This window comes from Imhoffiella purpurea, assembly GCF_000585215.1.
Lineage (GTDB): Bacteria > Pseudomonadota > Gammaproteobacteria > Chromatiales > Chromatiaceae > Imhoffiella > Imhoffiella purpurea.
Genome location: NZ_AONC01000009.1, coordinates 27,086 through 42,745 on the forward strand (window position 1 = coordinate 27,086; position 15,660 = coordinate 42,745).

Consider the following 15,660-nt stretch of genomic DNA (forward strand, 5'->3'; position numbering starts at 1 on the left):
GTAGGAGCAAAACGATCCCATGCCGTCATCCATCCACGCCATACTGATGTTGATCTGCTGTCTGGTTCCTCTCACCGGCCAGGCTCAGGACCTGCTGTCGCCGGTCCCGGACCGGCCGCGTGCGTCCGACTTCGCGCTGGCCGATATCGACGGCCAGGTGCATCGGCTCTCGGATTACCACGGAAGGCCGCTGCTGCTCAACTTCTGGGCGACCTGGTGCCCGCCCTGTCGTGCCGAGATGCCGTCCCTCCAGCGGGCCCACGAGCAGCTGGAGCCCGAGGGCATCGGGGTGATGGCGATCAATGTCGGTGAGGATCCGGGCGCGATCGCCGCATTCCTCGAATTCTCTCGGATCAGCCTGCCACTACCGATGGACAGGGATACCCGAGTCGCGCAGCGCTATCCCGTGGTGGGCCTCCCGACCACCTTCGTCATCGGTCCCAATGGCCGGATCCAGCTCAGCGCGGCCGGTGAGCTGCAATGGGACGATCCGGCGATTCTCGACCAGATCCGGGCCTTGAAGGCTCGCTGATCGCCTATTGCCGGCACCTCGGGCCGGCGTCGGGCGCCGTCGCTCGGGCACCTATCCAGAGGCGCCCGGCGATGGGAATTTCCAACTCGGCTGCGGCCGGCGCGATCGTTAGACTAACCCCCTCGCGTTACGCATTCCCCCTCTTCGCTCACAGACACGCAGGGCTCCCGTGGATCCAAGCTTCGTTCATCTGCATCTCCATTCCGAATATTCGCTGGTCGACGGTCTGGTCCGGATCAAGCCGCTCGCCAAGGCGGTCGTCAAGGCCGGCATGCCCGCGGTGGCGGTGACCGATCAGGGCAATCTGTTCTCGCTGGTGCGTTTCTACAAGGCGGCGGTCGGCGCCGGGGTCAAGCCCATCGCGGGTGCCGATCTCTGGGTGCGCGACCCGGCCGATCCCAACCGGCCCCACCGTCTGGTGCTGCTGGTGCAGGATGCGACGGGCTATCTGAATCTGACCCGGCTCATCTCGCGCAGCTATGTCGAGGGACAGCATCTGGGCATGCCGCAGCTGGACCCGGACTGGATCCCCGAGGCGGCCGAGGGGTTGATCGCGCTCTCGGGCGGCTTGCGCGGCGACGTCGCCCAGGCGCTGCTCAAGGGGGCGGACGAGGAGGCCGAGCGCCGGCTCGACCACTGGCTCGGGGTCTTCGGCGACCGCTATTACCTGGAGCTCATCCGCACCGGCCGCGAGCAGGAGGGCGAGCTGATCGAGATGAGCGTGGACATGGCGATCCGGCACGGCGTTCCGGTCGTCGCCACCAACGACGTCCGCTTCATCGCCCGCTCCGACTTCGAGGCCCACGAGGCGCGCGTCTGCATCTACGAGGGCCGCACCCTGGACGATCCGCGCCGGCCGCGCGGATACAGCGAGGAGCAGTATCTGCGCACCCCGGAGGAGATGGCCGAGCTCTTCGCCGATCTGCCCGAGGCGCTGGAGAACTCGGTCGAGATCGCCAAGCGCTGCAATCTCGAGCTCAAGCTCGGGGACAATTTCCTGCCGGTCTTCCCCGTGCCCGAGGGCATGACGATCGAGAGCTTCTTCGCCGAGGAGTCGCGCAAGGGACTGGAGTGGCGACTGGACCGCACCTTCGACCGCAATGCGCCCGACTTCGCCGAGCGGCGCAAGGTCTACGACGAGCGTCTCCAGATCGAGCTCGACGTCATCCTCCAGATGGGCTTCCCCGGCTACTTCCTCATCGTCGCCGACTTCATCCAGTGGGCCAAGGACAACGGCATCCCGGTCGGGCCCGGGCGCGGATCGGGCGCCGGATCCCTGGTCGCCTACGCCCTCAAGATCACCGACCTGGACCCCATCGAGCACGATCTGCTGTTCGAGCGCTTCCTCAACCCCGAACGCGTCTCCATGCCCGACTTCGACGTCGACTTCTGCATGGAGGGCCGCGATCGCGTCATCGACTATGTGGCGCGCAAGTACGGGCGCGAGGCGGTCTCCCAGATCATCACCTTCGGCACCATGGCGGCCAAGGCCGTGGTGCGCGACGTCGGCCGCGTCATGGGCCATCCCTACGGCTTCGTCGACAAGATCGCCAAGATGGTGCCCTTCGAGCTGGGCATGACCCTGGACAAGGCGCTCCAGGAGAGCGACGACCTCAGGCGCGCCTACGACACGGACGAGGAGGTGCGCGCCATCATCGACATGGCGCTCAAGCTGGAGGGTCTGACCCGCAATGCCGGCAAGCACGCCGGCGGCGTGGTCATCGCCCCGACCCTGCTCACCGACTTCGCGCCGCTCTACTGCGAGCCCGGCGGCGACAACCTGGTCACCCAGTACGACAAGGACGACGTCGAGCAGGTGGGTCTGGTCAAGTTCGACTTCCTGGGACTGCGTACCCTCACCATCATCGACTGGGCGCTGGCGACCATCAACGCCGGTCGTGCGGCCAAGGGCGAGGACCCGCTCGACATCAACCTGATCGACCCGCACGACGCCGAGGCATTCGCCCTGCTCAAGCGCTGCGAGACCACCGCCGTCTTCCAGCTCGAATCGCGCGGCATGAAGGAGCTGATCAAGAAGCTCCAGCCCGACAGCTTCGGCGACATCACCGCGCTCGTGGCCCTCTTCCGACCCGGCCCGCTGCAGTCCGGCATGGTGGACGACTTCATCGACCGCAAGCACGGACGCGCCGACGTCGCCTATCCGCACCCCGACCTGGAGCCCATCCTCAAACCGACCTACGGCATCATCCTCTACCAGGAACAGGTCATGCAGATCGCCCAGGTCCTCGCCGGCTACTCGCTCGGCGGCGCCGACCTGCTGCGCCGCGCTATGGGCAAGAAGAAGCAGTCCGAGATGGACAAGCAGCGCGCCATCTTCATGGAGGGCTCGGGAAAGCGCGGGGTCGAGCCGGAAACGGCGACCTATATCTTTGATTTAATGGATAAATTCGCTGGTTACGGATTTAACAAATGTGTTATCGGCGATACCCTGGTCGCCGATCCGGCGACGGGCGAGCTGCGTCGGGTCAAGGAGATCTATCGCAACGGAATCGGTTCTGTCGCCAGTCTCATGTCGGATCGACGGATGGGCGTCAGTCCGGTCGCTCAGGTGATGGAAAACGGCATCAAGCCGGTTCTGCGTCTGACGACATCGCTCGGGAAACGTCTGGGTGCGACTGGCAACCATCCTATGCTGACGCCGACCGGCTGGAAGCCACTCGAGGAGTTGAAACCGGGGGATCGTATCGCGTCACCCTCGTGGTTGACGGTAGAGGGTCAGGAACAGTGGCCCGAGCATGAGCTGATCACACTGGGTTGGGTACTTTCCGAGGGCAACACCTGTCACCCGAGCGGCTTCTATTTCTACAACAAGGATGAATTGGCCAAGGATGACTTCATCGCGGCCGCGAGCCGGTTCCCCGATACCATGCCGACCGTCAGGCTGCGGCCCGAACGTGCCGATACCTGGTGCGTCTACGTCGGAACCGGAAGGGACACGCGCATCAAGTGCGGTCATGGCCATAGCGTTGCCGTGCGATCGGGAGCCCGTCTCTGGCTGGAAGACTTGGGTATGATCGGCCACAAGGCACCGGAGAAGCATTTTCCGCCGGCCGTTTTCCGGCTCGACAATGCCTGCATCGCATTGCTTCTGGGGCGCCTCTGGTCTGGTGATGGCTTCGTTGCGGGGACGAACCGCAACAACATGACGCCCTATCTGGCTACCTCGTCCGAACGATTGGCGAGAGAGACCCAGCATCTTCTGTTGCGACTGGGCATCGTCAGTCGACTGACCGAAAAGCTATTTCCCTACAAGGAGGGACGCGTCGGCTACACCCTCCATCTGGTCGGACGCCGGAGCATCTCGATCTTCGTCGAGGTCATGGGTCCGCACCTGGTGGGCCGGGACGTGCCCTTGAATGCGTTGCGAAGTTATCTCGAATCGACCCCAGCCGACATGGAGTCGATCGATACGCTTCCCACCGAGATTCAAGCGGATGTCAGAACAGCCAAGGAGTCCAGCGGCCTGACCTGGAACCAAATCGAGGCGGAGAGCGGCGTTTGCGTCAAGGAGTTCTACGGAGAGGTCGGTCCGCACAAGCGCGGTTTTCGGCGGGCCACCATACGCAGATTGGCCGAGTTCTTCGATGACGATCGGCTGAGACAGGCGGCGGATGCCGAGATCTACTGGGAACGTGTCGTGTCCATCGAGCCGGACGGCGTGGCCATGACCTACGACCTGGAGGTCGAGGACACCCACAACTTCGTCGCCGACGACATCATCGTCCACAATTCTCACTCGGCCGCCTACGCCCTGGTCAGCTACCAGACCCTCTGGCTGAAGGCACACTACCCGGCCGCCTTCATGGCGGCGGTGCTCTCGGCGGATATGGACAACACCGACAAGGTGGTGACCCTGATCGACGAATGCCGGGCGATGAAGCTCGAGGTCGAGCCGCCCGAGATCAATCGCTCCTCCTACCAATTCACCATCGCCGACGAGCGCACCGTCATCTACGGCATGGGCGCCATCAAGGGGGTCGGCGAGTCGGCGATCGAGGCCATGCTGGAGGCGCGCGAGTCCGGCGGTCCATTCCGCGATCTCTGGGACTTCTGCTGCCGGATCGATCTGCACAAGGTCAACCGCCGGGTGCTGGAGGCGCTGATCCGCGCCGGTGCGCTCGACAAGCTGGGACCGAACCGTGCGACCCTCATGGCCCATCTGCCGCTCGCCCTCAAGGCCGCCGAGCAGCACAACGCCAGTCAGGCGGCGGGGCAGGTGGACCTGTTCGGCGCCCTGGAGCCGACCTCGGCGCCTCAGCCCGATCCCCAGCTGGTGAGCGACGTGCGTCCCGCCTGGGAGGACGAGCAGCGGCTGCAGGGCGAGAAGGAGACCCTGGGTCTCTATCTCACCGGCCATCCCATCGACCGCTACGAGACCGAACTCAAGGGCATCGGCGGGGCGCGCATCGCCAAGCTGCTGGAGATGGATCGCGAGCTGGGCCGGCGCGATCGCCGCGACCGCGAGAAGCGCACCGTCATCGGTCTGGTGGTGAGCGTGCGTCACGGTAAGACCCAGCGCGGACGCATGGGCTCGGTGGTCCTGGACGACCGCACCGGACGCATCGAGGCGACCGTCTTCTCCGAGCTCTACGAGCAGGTGCGTCAGCTCCTGGTCCCGGACCAGATCCTGAGCGTCACCGGCAGTCTCAACTTCGACGAATTCCGCGATGCCTGGTCGCTGCGTGCCGACAGCGTGCGTACCTTCGAGCAGTCCCGCGAGACCCTGGCCGATCATCTCTATCTGACGCTGGATCTCTCGAGCCCTGCGGACCATGCGCAGGGGGCCGCCAGGGTCGAGGAACTGCGCGAGGCGCTGGATGCCTTCCGCGACGGCGATCTGCCGGTCCGGTTGCGCTATCTGCGACCGGGTGCGGCGGGCGAACTGGTGTTCTCGGATGCCTGGCGGGTGCGCCCGACCGATGCCCTGCTGAGACGGTTGCGCGCACTCCTGGGAGCGGATCACGTGACCGTGTCCTACGAACGTCCGACGCTACCGGCTCCCTCCGCCGAGGCGCAGATGCCCCGGCTCATGGCGGTGTCCTGACGGGGATCCATGATGGACTCGACCGACGAGAAGGCTTGGATCCTCTGGCTGCGACGGACCCTTGCGCTGCTGACGTTCGTCGCGGCGCTCGTGCTGCTGGCCGGTCTCGTCTCGGATGCAAGACGGATCCAATCCATGGAGATGGACCTCGCCGAGATGAACCATGTGCGTTACGGGCTGCTGGACGCCGACCAGTGGGTCGAACGTCTCTCGGCCATCGTGGCCAAGCGCATCGATACCTTCGAGCTGACCGAGGCCAACCGGCCGCAGGTCGTGGCGGCGGTCGCCCAAGTGCTGAACAGCATGCTGGACGAGATCGAGCACTATCTGCGCCGACGCAATCTGAGAAGCGGCGGCAGCTGGATGGATCAGCTCCAGGGTGCGCTGCAGCAGGGATTGCAGGATCTGCTCGTCGACTTCGACAAGCTGAGGCGGAAGATCCCCGAGTATTCCGAGGCGGTCGTCGACCAGCTGAGCAAGCCCGAGACCAAGGAGGAAATCAGGCGTCAGCTGATCGAGCTCATCCAGCAGACCTCCAGTTCAACCTTCGCCGAGACCGACCGCATCCAGCTCGAGCGCCTGCTGGCGCGCTATGGGTGCAATCAGGTCGAGCGCTGCTCGCGCGATCTGGAGACCGAGATCCGCTCGGCGAGACGGCCCCTGCGCCAGAGACTCTGGATTCTGATCGGTCTGCTGTTCGCGCTCTTTCCCTTATGTCTGCTGGGCGGGCCGGCCCGCTCGGAAGGGATGGCGCTGGATGCGCAAAGACGTTCGAGCTGGGTGTCGATCGGGCGGCTGGATCCCTTTGCACTCATGCTGCTCACCGGGGCGACGCTGGCCTTGCTCGCTGGCGGCATTCTGACGCCCATGATCGAGATCGAGGCCCGCATCGCCGAGCTGCGGCTCGAATTCTGGGGCGAGCCGGTGGTCTTCACCGACCAGGTGCTCTATTTCCAAACCAAGAGCATCTTCGAGGTGGTGCGCATCCTGACGGCGACCGGCAAGCCCGACATGGCACTGGTGGCGGTGCTCATCACGCTCTTCAGCATCGTCTTCCCGACGCTGAAGCTCATCTCGACCTATCTCTATTACTACGATGTCGGCTCCCGACGGGGCAGGGGCGCGCGTGCCAACCCCGTCATCGCCTTCTTCGCCCTGCGCTCCGGCAAGTGGTCGATGGCCGACGTCATGGTCGTCGCGCTCTTCATGGCCTATATCGGCTTCGATGGTCTGGTGGCCAGCCAGTTGGGCAGTCTGGCCAGGACGGGCACCGAGCCCGGCTCGGCGTCCGCTTCGCTTGCGGCCCAGGTCCTGACCACCAACGGCACCATGCTGGATATGGGCTTCTATCTTTTCCTCTCCTTCGTCCTCGCGAGTCTGCTGTTGTCGGTGGTCCTGGAGCGGTCGGGTTTGGACCGCCAAAGGCGTAGAGATGATGGGCTGTAGGAAAGGGTTTTCGATAGCTCTACGGCTGGACGACTGGCCGTCTGCCGGAATGGTTCGTCGATCGCTTTCCAGCCGACTACCACCGAAAACGTCTGTTCGACGAGCAACCCGATGCCTTGCTGCACGTCGGTCCCTTTGAGAATCGCGATGGGGCTCCGCAGGTCTCCGCGCCGGAGCGCGCACTGCTGGAGATGCTGAGCGACGTGGGCGTGCGCCAGCCGTTGCAGAGGAGGCCCGTGAACTCGTGGAAAGCGCCTACAGCTTGCGCGCCGATGTGCTGCGTGAACTGCTACAGCGCTGTGCGAGCGTCAAGACCGTGCGGCTGTGTCTTCAGCTCGGCCGCGAGGCATCGCTGCCTTGGGCGGTAAAACTCGATCCGGCCGAGTTGCCCACCGGCAGCGACCGACCCTGGGTGTCCAGATCGGCCGATGGTCTGCTGGTGCTCAAACCATGAATCAGACCTATCTCGATACCGCGCGTCTTCTGACGCAGGTCGCGCCTTTCGGCGTCGATTCCTTCCTCGGATCCGGTCGGGCAAAGGTGCGACGGTTCGTTTCATCGAATCGTCTTGGTCCTGTTACATTTACGCAAAGTCGGCATCGCGCAGAGGCTCGCCGACTCTTGTTGTCGCGCTCGGAGACCGAGCGCTCCTCGACTCGAACCCAAGTCGGCGGTCTTTACCGCAGACCGATGAAATAGGTCTGACGGGGTGTTCTACACCTTGGAACGTCATGGCCAGGGAGTTATGTGCCGAATGGATCAATCGACGATCGACAAGCCGGATCATGGCGAACCTTACGTTCGACTCGATTTCCTCGATGCCTTGCGGGGCTTCGCGGCCTTTTATGTGATCCTGTATCACCTTGCGCTCATCCCGAAGCCCAATCTCGACATCCCCGAATGGCTGCGTTTCTACACAGCCAACGGTGGGACCGGCGTCACCCTCTTCTTCGTTCTCAGCGCCTTCGCGCTCTCCTACTCGCTCGACGCTCGGCGCGGCGAGCCGAATGCGACCCTGCACTTCTATGTGCGGCGATTCTTTCGTATCGCCCCGCTCTTCTATGCGATGTTGGTGTTCTACTTTTTTCGCGACATCGCCGTCTACGACAAGGTGCATGGCACCGACGAGATCCTGATCAACGCGTCCATGCTCTTCAATCTCTGGCCGGATCACATGCTGGGGTATGTCTGGGCGAGCTGGACGATCGGGGTCGAGATGCTGTTCTACCTCGTGTTTCCGCTCATCCATCGCCATGTTCGCGGACTCGTTCAGGGGATCACGCTCTTTTTCGTGTTCGTTCTGCTGGCGCAGGCCTGGGGTTTCTTCATCGGTCATTACGGTGTGCTGCTCGGCTATCTGTCGGCCGATCAGGTCGCAACGGTCAAGCACCACGGTTTGTTGTCCAATCTGCCGAACTTCATGCTCGGCATCCTCGCCTATCGGGTCTACTTCGACCATCTCGTTCGGCTGGATCCGAAGACGCAGAAACAGGTTGGCGCGGCACTCATCGCGGCCTTCGTGTTTCTCTATACGGCGCTCCTCTCGGGGCGTTTGAATGGCATGCTTTGGGGTGGGCTGGTTTGGCAGGGTGTGTGTTACAGCCTGCTGGTTCTGGGGCTGGGGCTGAGACCGCTGAGCCTGTTGGTCAATCGTCAGACGGTTCGTCTTGGCAAGGTCAGCTACTCGCTCTATCTGCTCCATCCGACAATGGTCTTCGCCCTGGCGCCGGTCTATTACTGGCTCTATCAGGTCCTGCCGAACAAGACGCTGGCTTACGGCTCATCCTTCATCATCACCGCCTCGGCGGTCACCGCGCTTTCGCTGCTGACCTATCGGATGGTTGAGCGTCGCGGAATCGCATGGGGAGAGGCCGTGATCGGACGATGGATCAGGGGACGCGACCGCTCCGGGCGATCCATGATCACCGACGCTTGAGCCACCCTGACACGCAGGATTCGCAGCCCTGATGCAACCGAGCGATGCGTGACTCGGGCGTCCGGCAAAGGCTCAACCTCGCACCGACCGATCGACGCGAATGTCGAGCTTCTTGAGCCGGTGCCACAGGCTGCGCTCGCTGATGCCGAGCAGGCGCGCGGCCTGGACCTGAATCCCGTCGGTCTGCTCGAGCGCCTGGACGATCCGACGGCGCTCGGCCTCGGCGAGCCAGTCGTCCAGACCGGTTGCGTCCAGCGGCGCCTCCTCTGCCGGGCTGGCGGCATTGGATGCGGCGCCTCGTCTGACCCGGTCGGGCAGATCCTCGGGTTGGATGCGCCCATCCCGGCAGCTCAGCAGCGAGCGTTCGACCGCGTTGCGCAGCTCGCGCACGTTGCCCGGCCAGTCGTGCCGGGCCATCTCGGACAGCGCCTCGTTGGTGAATCCGGTCGCCGGCTTGCCCATCTCGGCGCGCAGCTCGTCGAGGAAGGCCGCGGCCAGGAGCGGGATGTCCTCGCGCCGCTCGCGCAGGGGCGGGACCCGGATGTTGTAGACGTCGAGCCGGTAGAGCAGGTCCTCGCGGAACTGGCCCTCCGCCACCAGCTGGGCCAGGTCGCGGTTGGTGGCGGCGATGATCCGCACGTCGACGCGGCGGATGGCGTCGCTGCCCAGGGGCGAGAACTCGCGTTCCTGGAGGACCCGCAGCAGCTTGGCCTGGAGCGGCGGCTCCAGGTCCCCGATCTCGTCGAGGAAGAGCGTCCCGCCGTCGGCCTGCTCCAGTCGGCCGAGCCGGCTGCGTGCGGCGCCGGTGAAGGCGCCCTTGACGTAGCCGAAGAGCTCGCTTTCCATGAGATCGCGCGGGATCGCCGAGCAGTTGATGGCGACCCAGGGCCGATCGGCACGCGGGCCTGTCTCGTGGATGGCGCGGGCCACGGCCTCCTTGCCGGTGCCGCTCTCGCCGGTGACGAGGATGTTGGTCTTGTAGGGGGCGACCTGGCCGATCTGCTCGCGCAGCCGCTGCATGGCCGGGCCTTCACCCACCAGGCGCGCGCTGCGCTGGGCGTCGCTGACCCTGGCCTGGAGCTGGCGGTTCTCGCGCATCAGATCGTGCAGACGCAGGGCGCTGCGCACGGCGAACTGGAGTTCCTCGGGCTCGAAGGGCTTGGTCAGATAGTCGCTCGCCCCGGCCTGGATGCATTCGACGGCGGAGCGGATGGAGCCGTAGGCGGTGATGACGATCACCGGCACCTCGGGGCGCTCCTGCTGGATCCGGGCGATCAGTTCGCCGCCGCTCAGACCCGGCATCTTGAGGTCGGAGAGCACCACGGCCAGATCCGGATCGCGCAGCAGGCCGACGGCGTCGTCCCCGCGCTCGGCGGTCAGCACCCGGTAGCCGGCCTCTTCGAGGGCCATCTGCATCACCATGCGCATGTTGCGCTCGTCGTCGACGACGAGCAGTGTTCGCGGCTCGCTCATCGGGTCTCCTCCGGGTCCGAGGCGGGCTGGAAGCGCATCGCGAAACAGGCGCCCCGGCCGCCGTCCGGCACCAGCTCGAGCCGGGCGCCGTTGGCCTCGACCAATGTGTTGGCGAGCGTCAGGCCGAGCCCGCTGCCCTGCGGCTTGGTGGTGAAGAAGGGCTCGAAGAGCCGGGTCATGATCTCCACGGGCACGCCGGGTCCGCTGTCGCGCAGACTCACGCCGATCCCCTCGGGATCGAGCCAGGATTCGAGTGTCAGCTCGCCGCCGTCCTCGCCCATGGCCTGGATGGCGTTGCGGATCAGGTTGGTCCAGGCCTGACGCAGCAGCTCGGCGTCGGCCAGGATGCGTGCACCACCGTGCCGGTAGTCGCGGCCGACCCGGACATCCTCGCGGCCGGCCAGACAGACGGCCACCGCTTGCTCCAGAGGCGCCGTGGGATCCAGCGGCCTGGGATCGGGATGGCCGTGCCGGGCCAGCTGCTGGAAGTCGTTCAGCAGGCGGTCGATGCGCTGGCTCTCCTCGCGGATCATGCGTCTGAGCTCACTGGTGCGCTCGGGATCCCGGCTGGTCTCCAGCAGTCGGGAGGCCGTGCTGACGACGCCGATGGGCGTGCGGATCTCGTGTGCCATGGCCAGGGACAGCTCGCCCAGTGCGGCGATCTTGTCGCGCTGCAGCTCGCGGCGCTGGGCGTCGCGCGCCTCGCGCAGGCTCACGGCCATGGCGTTGAAGGCGCGCGCCAGCTCGCCCAGTTCGTCATGCGAGCGCACCGGGATCTGGGCGCGGAAATCCTGGGCCGCTAGCCGCATGACGCCCTGGTGCAGCGACTCGACCGGACGGACCACGAGCCGGCTCAGGAGCAGCCCGGTCCCCAGCGCCAGCAGGCTTCCGGCCAGCACCACGACCAGGATCAGGGTGCCCTGATCGGTCAGCAGTTCTCCGCCCCCATGGCCATGGGCCAGTCCGGTGAAGAGCACGGCCTCGACCCGTCCGGTCGCGTCGACCAGCGGGGTATAGAGTCCGCTGTAGGCGCCGCCCTCGGCCTCGCGGCTGTAGAAATCCTGCTTCAGCGCCAGCCGCTCCAGCCCGGCCGCGGGCAGTTGCAGCCGCTGGTCGTCCTGAGAGAAGGCCTTGGCGAAATCGCCCTGGCGGGGATAGAAGAGACGCGTCTTGAGTCCGCTCATGGCCCCGAGCCGGTCCAGCAGGGCCTTGTCGAAGAGGGTGCCCAGGACCAGTCGGAGATGACGTTCCGCATCCTTGGGGATGCGCACGATGGTGATGGCCGCCAGACGGTTCTCCGACCCCTGGGTCACCTTGACGACCGCGCTGTCCTGTCCCGGCTTCCAGGAGGTCGCAAGCCTGGCCGGACGCGAGGAATAGAGCAGCTCGCCGGCTTCGCCATAGACCTGGACGAGGTTGATGCGCAGTTCCTCGGCCAGTGGCTCCAGGCGTTTCGGGATCGGCGAGCGGCCCGGAGTCAGGTCGATCCGTCCCCGGCCCGTCTCGTCGAGCACGTCCGCGAGCAGCCGGGCGTTGTGATGCAGACCCTCGATGGCCGTCTGGTCGAGCCGCGCGGCCTCGCGGATCCATTGCTCGATGGAGGCCTCCATGCGTGCGCTGATCCAGGATGCGGACAGTCCTCCGGTGACGACCATGGGTGCCAGGACGATGGCGACGATGATCAGCAGCACCTTGCGCTGCAGACGGTTGGTGCGCGGGAAAGGCATCGACAAAACGCGGGGGTCGCTACGATTCACGAGGGATTCGGGGGCTTCGGCCGAGCGGGGTCGGTCTCGGGTGGATCTTGCAGCGATCTGATTTCAAAGTGTTTGTCATGTTTGGGTGTGCGTGGCATGAAATTTGATTAATCGAAGGGCAATGATTTCTCAGCGATGAGCACACTCTTCATGCATGCCCTTCATCTTCGCAAAGACTGGTCCGTTCCGCACGGATCCCGACCGAACGGACGGCGGCCCGACCATGATTCGAATATCGGTCCTGCCGCGCGTCTGGCGCTGGCCGGGATCGCCGGTGTCGGCATCCTCTTCATGACGCTCATCGTCACCTCTGGACACCCACCCGCCGACGAGGCCGGGGTACTGACCGCCATGGCCGAGCGGGGAAGCCCGGGGGCCGAACTGCAGCTCGGCCTGGACTACCGCGACGGTCGCGATGGGCTCGACCGGGATCCCGAGGCCAGCCTGAAGTGGCTCACCCGTGCCGCCGAGAACGGCAGCGCCTATGCCGCGGACGCGCTCGGGAAGCTCTATGCCGAGGGCGTCGGCATGGCTCCGAGCGCCGATTCGGCCGAACGCTGGTGGCTGATCGCCGCCCGTTCGGGCAACGCCGACGCCCAACTGCGGCTCGGCAGGCAGCTGCTCGAGGACGGTCGGCCGCAGGAGGCCCGGCAGTGGTTCGAGAAGGCGTCGGCCCAGGGTGTGCCGGAGGCTCGCGCCGCGCTCGATCGGCTCTATCGGCAGCAAGACATCGCGGCCCGGGAGCCCAGTGCTTCAGGCGTGCTGGAGGTACTGGCCGGGCGTCTGCATTCGCTGACCTTCGCGGCGGTCTCCTCGCTCGCGCATCTGCTCGGGCGGACGAGCACCGAGCCGCAGAGTCTGGACGCATTGCGGACGCGGGCCGAGCAGGGCGACCAGCTCGCCCAGTATCGGCTGGGATTGCGCTACCTGAGCGGTGCCTGGGACATGCCGCGCGATCCCGGAAAGGCCGTCGCCTGGTTGAGGCGCGCGGCCGATGGCGGCAGCCGGCTCGCCGGTCAGGCGCTGGCGCGGATCGATTCCTCGGTGGAGTCGGCCTCGGCGACCGTTGACGCGCCGCTCCGTCTCGTCGCGCTGAGCGCACCCGATGGTGCCGTCCATCGCTGATCCCCCTTCATCACAGGTTCGTCTTCAACACCCCGCTTCCGGAAAGGATCCATCATGTCGACACATCTCATGGCGCACGGCAGCGACCTGCTCGCCGCTCAGGTCAACCAGGACTCCATCGGGGGGATCCTGCGGTGGACGGGCGGAATCATGGGCCGGGAGGACGCCTCGGCCGTGCTGATCAGCCTGTCGCTCATCCTGGGCTACCATCTCTATCTGCGTCTGCGGCTGCGTCACGACAGCGCCTACACTATCCAGTCGATCAACAAGCAGGCGCGGACCTCCTGGGTACAGAGTCTCATGGACCGTCCCGGACAGGAGGTGCTCGCCGTTCAGACCCTGCGCAACTCGACCATGGCGGCCACCTTCCTCGCCAGCACCGCCATCCTGCTCATCATGGGGGTGCTGAACCTCATGCAGCAGACGGATCTCGGCGACAGTCTGCTGAGCTCGCTGCACGACGGCCAGGCCCAGATCCGTCTCGGGCATCTCAAGCTGCTGGCGCTGCTGGTCGACTTCTTCTGGGCCTTCTTCTGCTTCTCGCAGGCCCTGCGCATGTACAACCATGTCGGCTATCTGATCAACGCGGGTCCCAACCGCAATCCCACCATCAGTCCCAGCTACGTGGCCCGGCTGCTCAATCGCAGCGGTCACTATTACAGCCTGGGGATGCGTTCCTATTACGTCTCGGTGCCGCTGGTGTTCTGGCTATTCGGGTCCTATGCCCTGCTGCTCTCCAGCGTCGCGCTGGTGGTCGTGCTCTACCATATCGACCGCTCGCCCGAGGTCGACGACGAGGATGGGCGTTCCGAGGAGACGGGCGGGGAGAGGCTCCATCAAGAAGGGGCGCGGGTCACGAATCTCTTCGGCAAGGTTTCGCGCTGAACCGGTCTCGGAATGCCGAATTCCGGACGGCAGGATTCACCGATCGGTCGGGGGGTGGAGGAGGCGGCAGGGAGGCCGCCTATCCATTCGATGTCCGAGGTCTGTGGCCGGTCGAATGCGAGGGGCGCAGGCGCCCCTCGTGATCGTTCTCGAGGAAAATCGAATCAGGCGTAGGCCGGTGCGAACGCCTTTTCCGGCTCCTCGACCGGACCCTGACCGCTCCAGTAGGGCGAGAGCTTGCGCAGCTGGGCGACGATCGGCGGGACGGCCTGGATGACCCGCTCGACCTCGGCCATGGTGTTGTAGCGCGAGAGCGAGAAGCGGGTGGTGCCGTGGGCGGCGGTGTAGGGAATGCCCATGGCGCGCATCACGTGCGAGGGCTCCAATGAGCCCGAGGTGCAGGCCGAGCCGCTGGAGGCGGCGATGCCGAGCTTGTTGAGCAGCAGCAGGATGGCCTCGCCCTCGATGTACTCGAAGGCGATGTTGGCCGTGTTGGGCAGCCGGTTGTCGGGATCGCCGGTGACGAAGGAGTAGGGGACGGCCTCCAGGATGCCCTGCTCGAGCCGGTCTCGCAGCTGGCGGACGATCGTCTGTTCGTGCCTCATGTGCTCCATCGCCAGCTCGCAAGCCTTGCCGAGCGCGACGATCGAGGCGGTGTTCTCGGTACCGGCGCGGCGCCCGCGTTCCTGGTGACCGCCACGCAGCAGCGGGCGGAAGCGGGTGTTGCGGCGCAGATAGAGCACGCCGATGCCCTTGGGGGCATGCAGCTTGTGCCCGGAGAGCGAGAGCATGTCGATGGCCGAGCTCTTGAGGTCGATCGGCACCTTGCCGACCGCCTGCACCGCGTCCGTGTGGAAGAGGACGCCGGCCTCACGGGCCATCTCGGCCATCTCCAGGACCGGGAACAGGGTGCCGGTCTCGTTGTTGGCCCACATGACCGAGACGATGGCGACCTGGTCGGTCAGCAGGCCGCGATAGACGTCCAGGTCGAGCCGGCCCTTGCCGTCGACCTCCAGGTAATGGACCTTGTAGCCCTCCTTCTCCAGGTGCTCGCAGAGCGCCAGCACGGCCGGATGCTCGACCACCGTGGTGATGATCTCCTTGCGGTCCGGCTGGGCCTTGAGCGCGGAGAGGATGGCGGTGGAGTCCGATTCGGTGCCGCAGGAGGTGAAGACGATCTCGGAGTCGTGCTCGGCGCCGAGCAGTTCCTGGACCTGCGCCCGCGCCTTCTTGATCGCGAGCCCGACCTTGTTGCCGAACAGATGCATCGAAGAGGGATTGCCGAACTGCTCGGTGAAGAAGGGCAGCATGGCCTCGACGACCTCTGGGTCCACCATGGTGGTGGCATTGTTGTCGAAATAGATCCCTTGGATTCCGGTATCGGTGCTCATGGTTCTGGCCCTGCTGGTTCGTGGTCTAGTGCTTCGCGTCGATCGATTCA

At 65.4% G+C, this 15,660-nt stretch carries 10 protein-coding genes and 1 pseudogene; 8 read left to right on the plus strand and 3 right to left on the minus strand.

Annotated elements, in window-relative coordinates; all coding sequences use genetic code 11:
• Window positions 1-19: 19 nt before the first annotated feature.
• From D779_RS03020 to D779_RS03040, 6 genes and pseudogenes are all read left to right on the plus strand, one after another.
• Window positions 20-532: a TlpA family protein disulfide reductase gene (locus D779_RS03020; protein ID WP_043749245.1), complete on the plus strand. Its 513-nt coding sequence runs from the start codon at window positions 20-22 to the stop codon at window positions 530-532.
• Window positions 533-701: 169 nt separating this feature from the next.
• Window positions 702-5,597, plus strand: a complete 4,896-nt coding sequence (dnaE, locus tag D779_RS03025; RefSeq protein WP_043749248.1) for a DNA polymerase III subunit alpha — start codon at window positions 702-704, stop codon at window positions 5,595-5,597.
• Between the two features lie 9 nt (window positions 5,598-5,606).
• Window positions 5,607-7,043: a paraquat-inducible protein A gene (locus tag D779_RS03030; protein ID WP_232424055.1), complete on the plus strand. Its 1,437-nt coding sequence runs from the start codon at window positions 5,607-5,609 to the stop codon at window positions 7,041-7,043.
• Between the two features lie 41 nt (window positions 7,044-7,084).
• Window positions 7,085-7,204: pseudogene (locus D779_RS23075) on the plus strand (hypothetical protein); the annotation flags it as partial.
• A gap of 83 nt (window positions 7,205-7,287) precedes the next feature.
• Entirely contained in the window at window positions 7,288-7,497 is a 210-nt protein-coding gene (locus tag D779_RS23080) for a type IV toxin-antitoxin system AbiEi family antitoxin domain-containing protein (RefSeq protein ID WP_269747363.1), read from the plus strand.
• 300 nt (window positions 7,498-7,797) lie between these two features.
• Window positions 7,798-8,979, plus strand: a complete 1,182-nt coding sequence (locus D779_RS03040; protein WP_052347763.1) for an acyltransferase family protein — start codon at window positions 7,798-7,800, stop codon at window positions 8,977-8,979.
• A 72-nt stretch (window positions 8,980-9,051) separates the two neighbouring features.
• On the opposite strand, the gene D779_RS03045 is transcribed toward D779_RS03040, so the two are convergent.
• Both D779_RS03045 and D779_RS03050 read right to left on the minus strand, forming a co-directional pair.
• Window positions 9,052-10,452, minus strand: a complete 1,401-nt coding sequence (locus D779_RS03045; protein WP_043749250.1) for a sigma-54-dependent transcriptional regulator — start codon at window positions 10,450-10,452, stop codon at window positions 9,052-9,054.
• Window positions 10,449-12,179, minus strand: coding sequence for a sensor histidine kinase (locus tag D779_RS03050; protein ID WP_043749252.1), 1,731 nt, complete (start codon window positions 12,177-12,179; stop codon window positions 10,449-10,451). Before D779_RS03050 ends, D779_RS03045 begins: the two co-directional genes overlap by 4 nt.
• A 165-nt stretch (window positions 12,180-12,344) precedes the next feature.
• On the opposite strand from D779_RS03050, the gene D779_RS03055 reads away from it, so the two are divergent.
• Complete coding sequence (locus tag D779_RS03055) at window positions 12,345-13,334, plus strand: tetratricopeptide repeat protein (protein WP_043749254.1); 990 nt, start codon at window positions 12,345-12,347, stop codon at window positions 13,332-13,334.
• Between the two features lie 54 nt (window positions 13,335-13,388).
• On the plus strand, window positions 13,389-14,219 hold the full coding sequence (locus tag D779_RS03060) for a DUF599 domain-containing protein (protein WP_232424056.1): 831 nt from the start codon (window positions 13,389-13,391) through the stop codon (window positions 14,217-14,219).
• A 164-nt stretch (window positions 14,220-14,383) separates the two neighbouring features.
• Here the strand turns inward: D779_RS03060 and nifS are convergent, their stop codons facing one another.
• Window positions 14,384-15,610 (minus strand): cysteine desulfurase NifS, encoded by a 1,227-nt coding sequence (gene nifS / locus D779_RS03065; RefSeq protein ID WP_043749256.1) that lies wholly within the window; start codon window positions 15,608-15,610, stop codon window positions 14,384-14,386.
• Window positions 15,611-15,660 lie beyond the last annotated feature (50 nt).

Excerpts from the sequence above, each read along its gene's own strand:
- D779_RS03020 (WP_043749245.1), top strand. The coding sequence starts at position 20 with ATGCCGTCATCCATCCACGCCATACTGATGTTGATCTGCTGTCTGGTT.
- D779_RS03030 (WP_232424055.1), top strand. The coding sequence starts at position 5,607 with ATGATGGACTCGACCGACGAGAAGGCTTGGATCCTCTGGCTGCGACGG.
- D779_RS03040 (WP_052347763.1), top strand. The coding sequence starts at position 7,798 with ATGGATCAATCGACGATCGACAAGCCGGATCATGGCGAACCTTACGTT.
- D779_RS03045 (WP_043749250.1), bottom strand. The coding sequence starts at position 10,452 with ATGAGCGAGCCGCGAACACTGCTCGTCGTCGACGACGAGCGCAACATG.
- D779_RS03050 (WP_043749252.1), bottom strand. The coding sequence starts at position 12,179 with ATGCCTTTCCCGCGCACCAACCGTCTGCAGCGCAAGGTGCTGCTGATC.
- D779_RS03055 (WP_043749254.1), top strand. The coding sequence starts at position 12,345 with ATGAGCACACTCTTCATGCATGCCCTTCATCTTCGCAAAGACTGGTCC.
- D779_RS03060 (WP_232424056.1), top strand. The coding sequence starts at position 13,389 with ATGTCGACACATCTCATGGCGCACGGCAGCGACCTGCTCGCCGCTCAG.
- nifS (WP_043749256.1), bottom strand. The coding sequence starts at position 15,610 with ATGAGCACCGATACCGGAATCCAAGGGATCTATTTCGACAACAATGCC.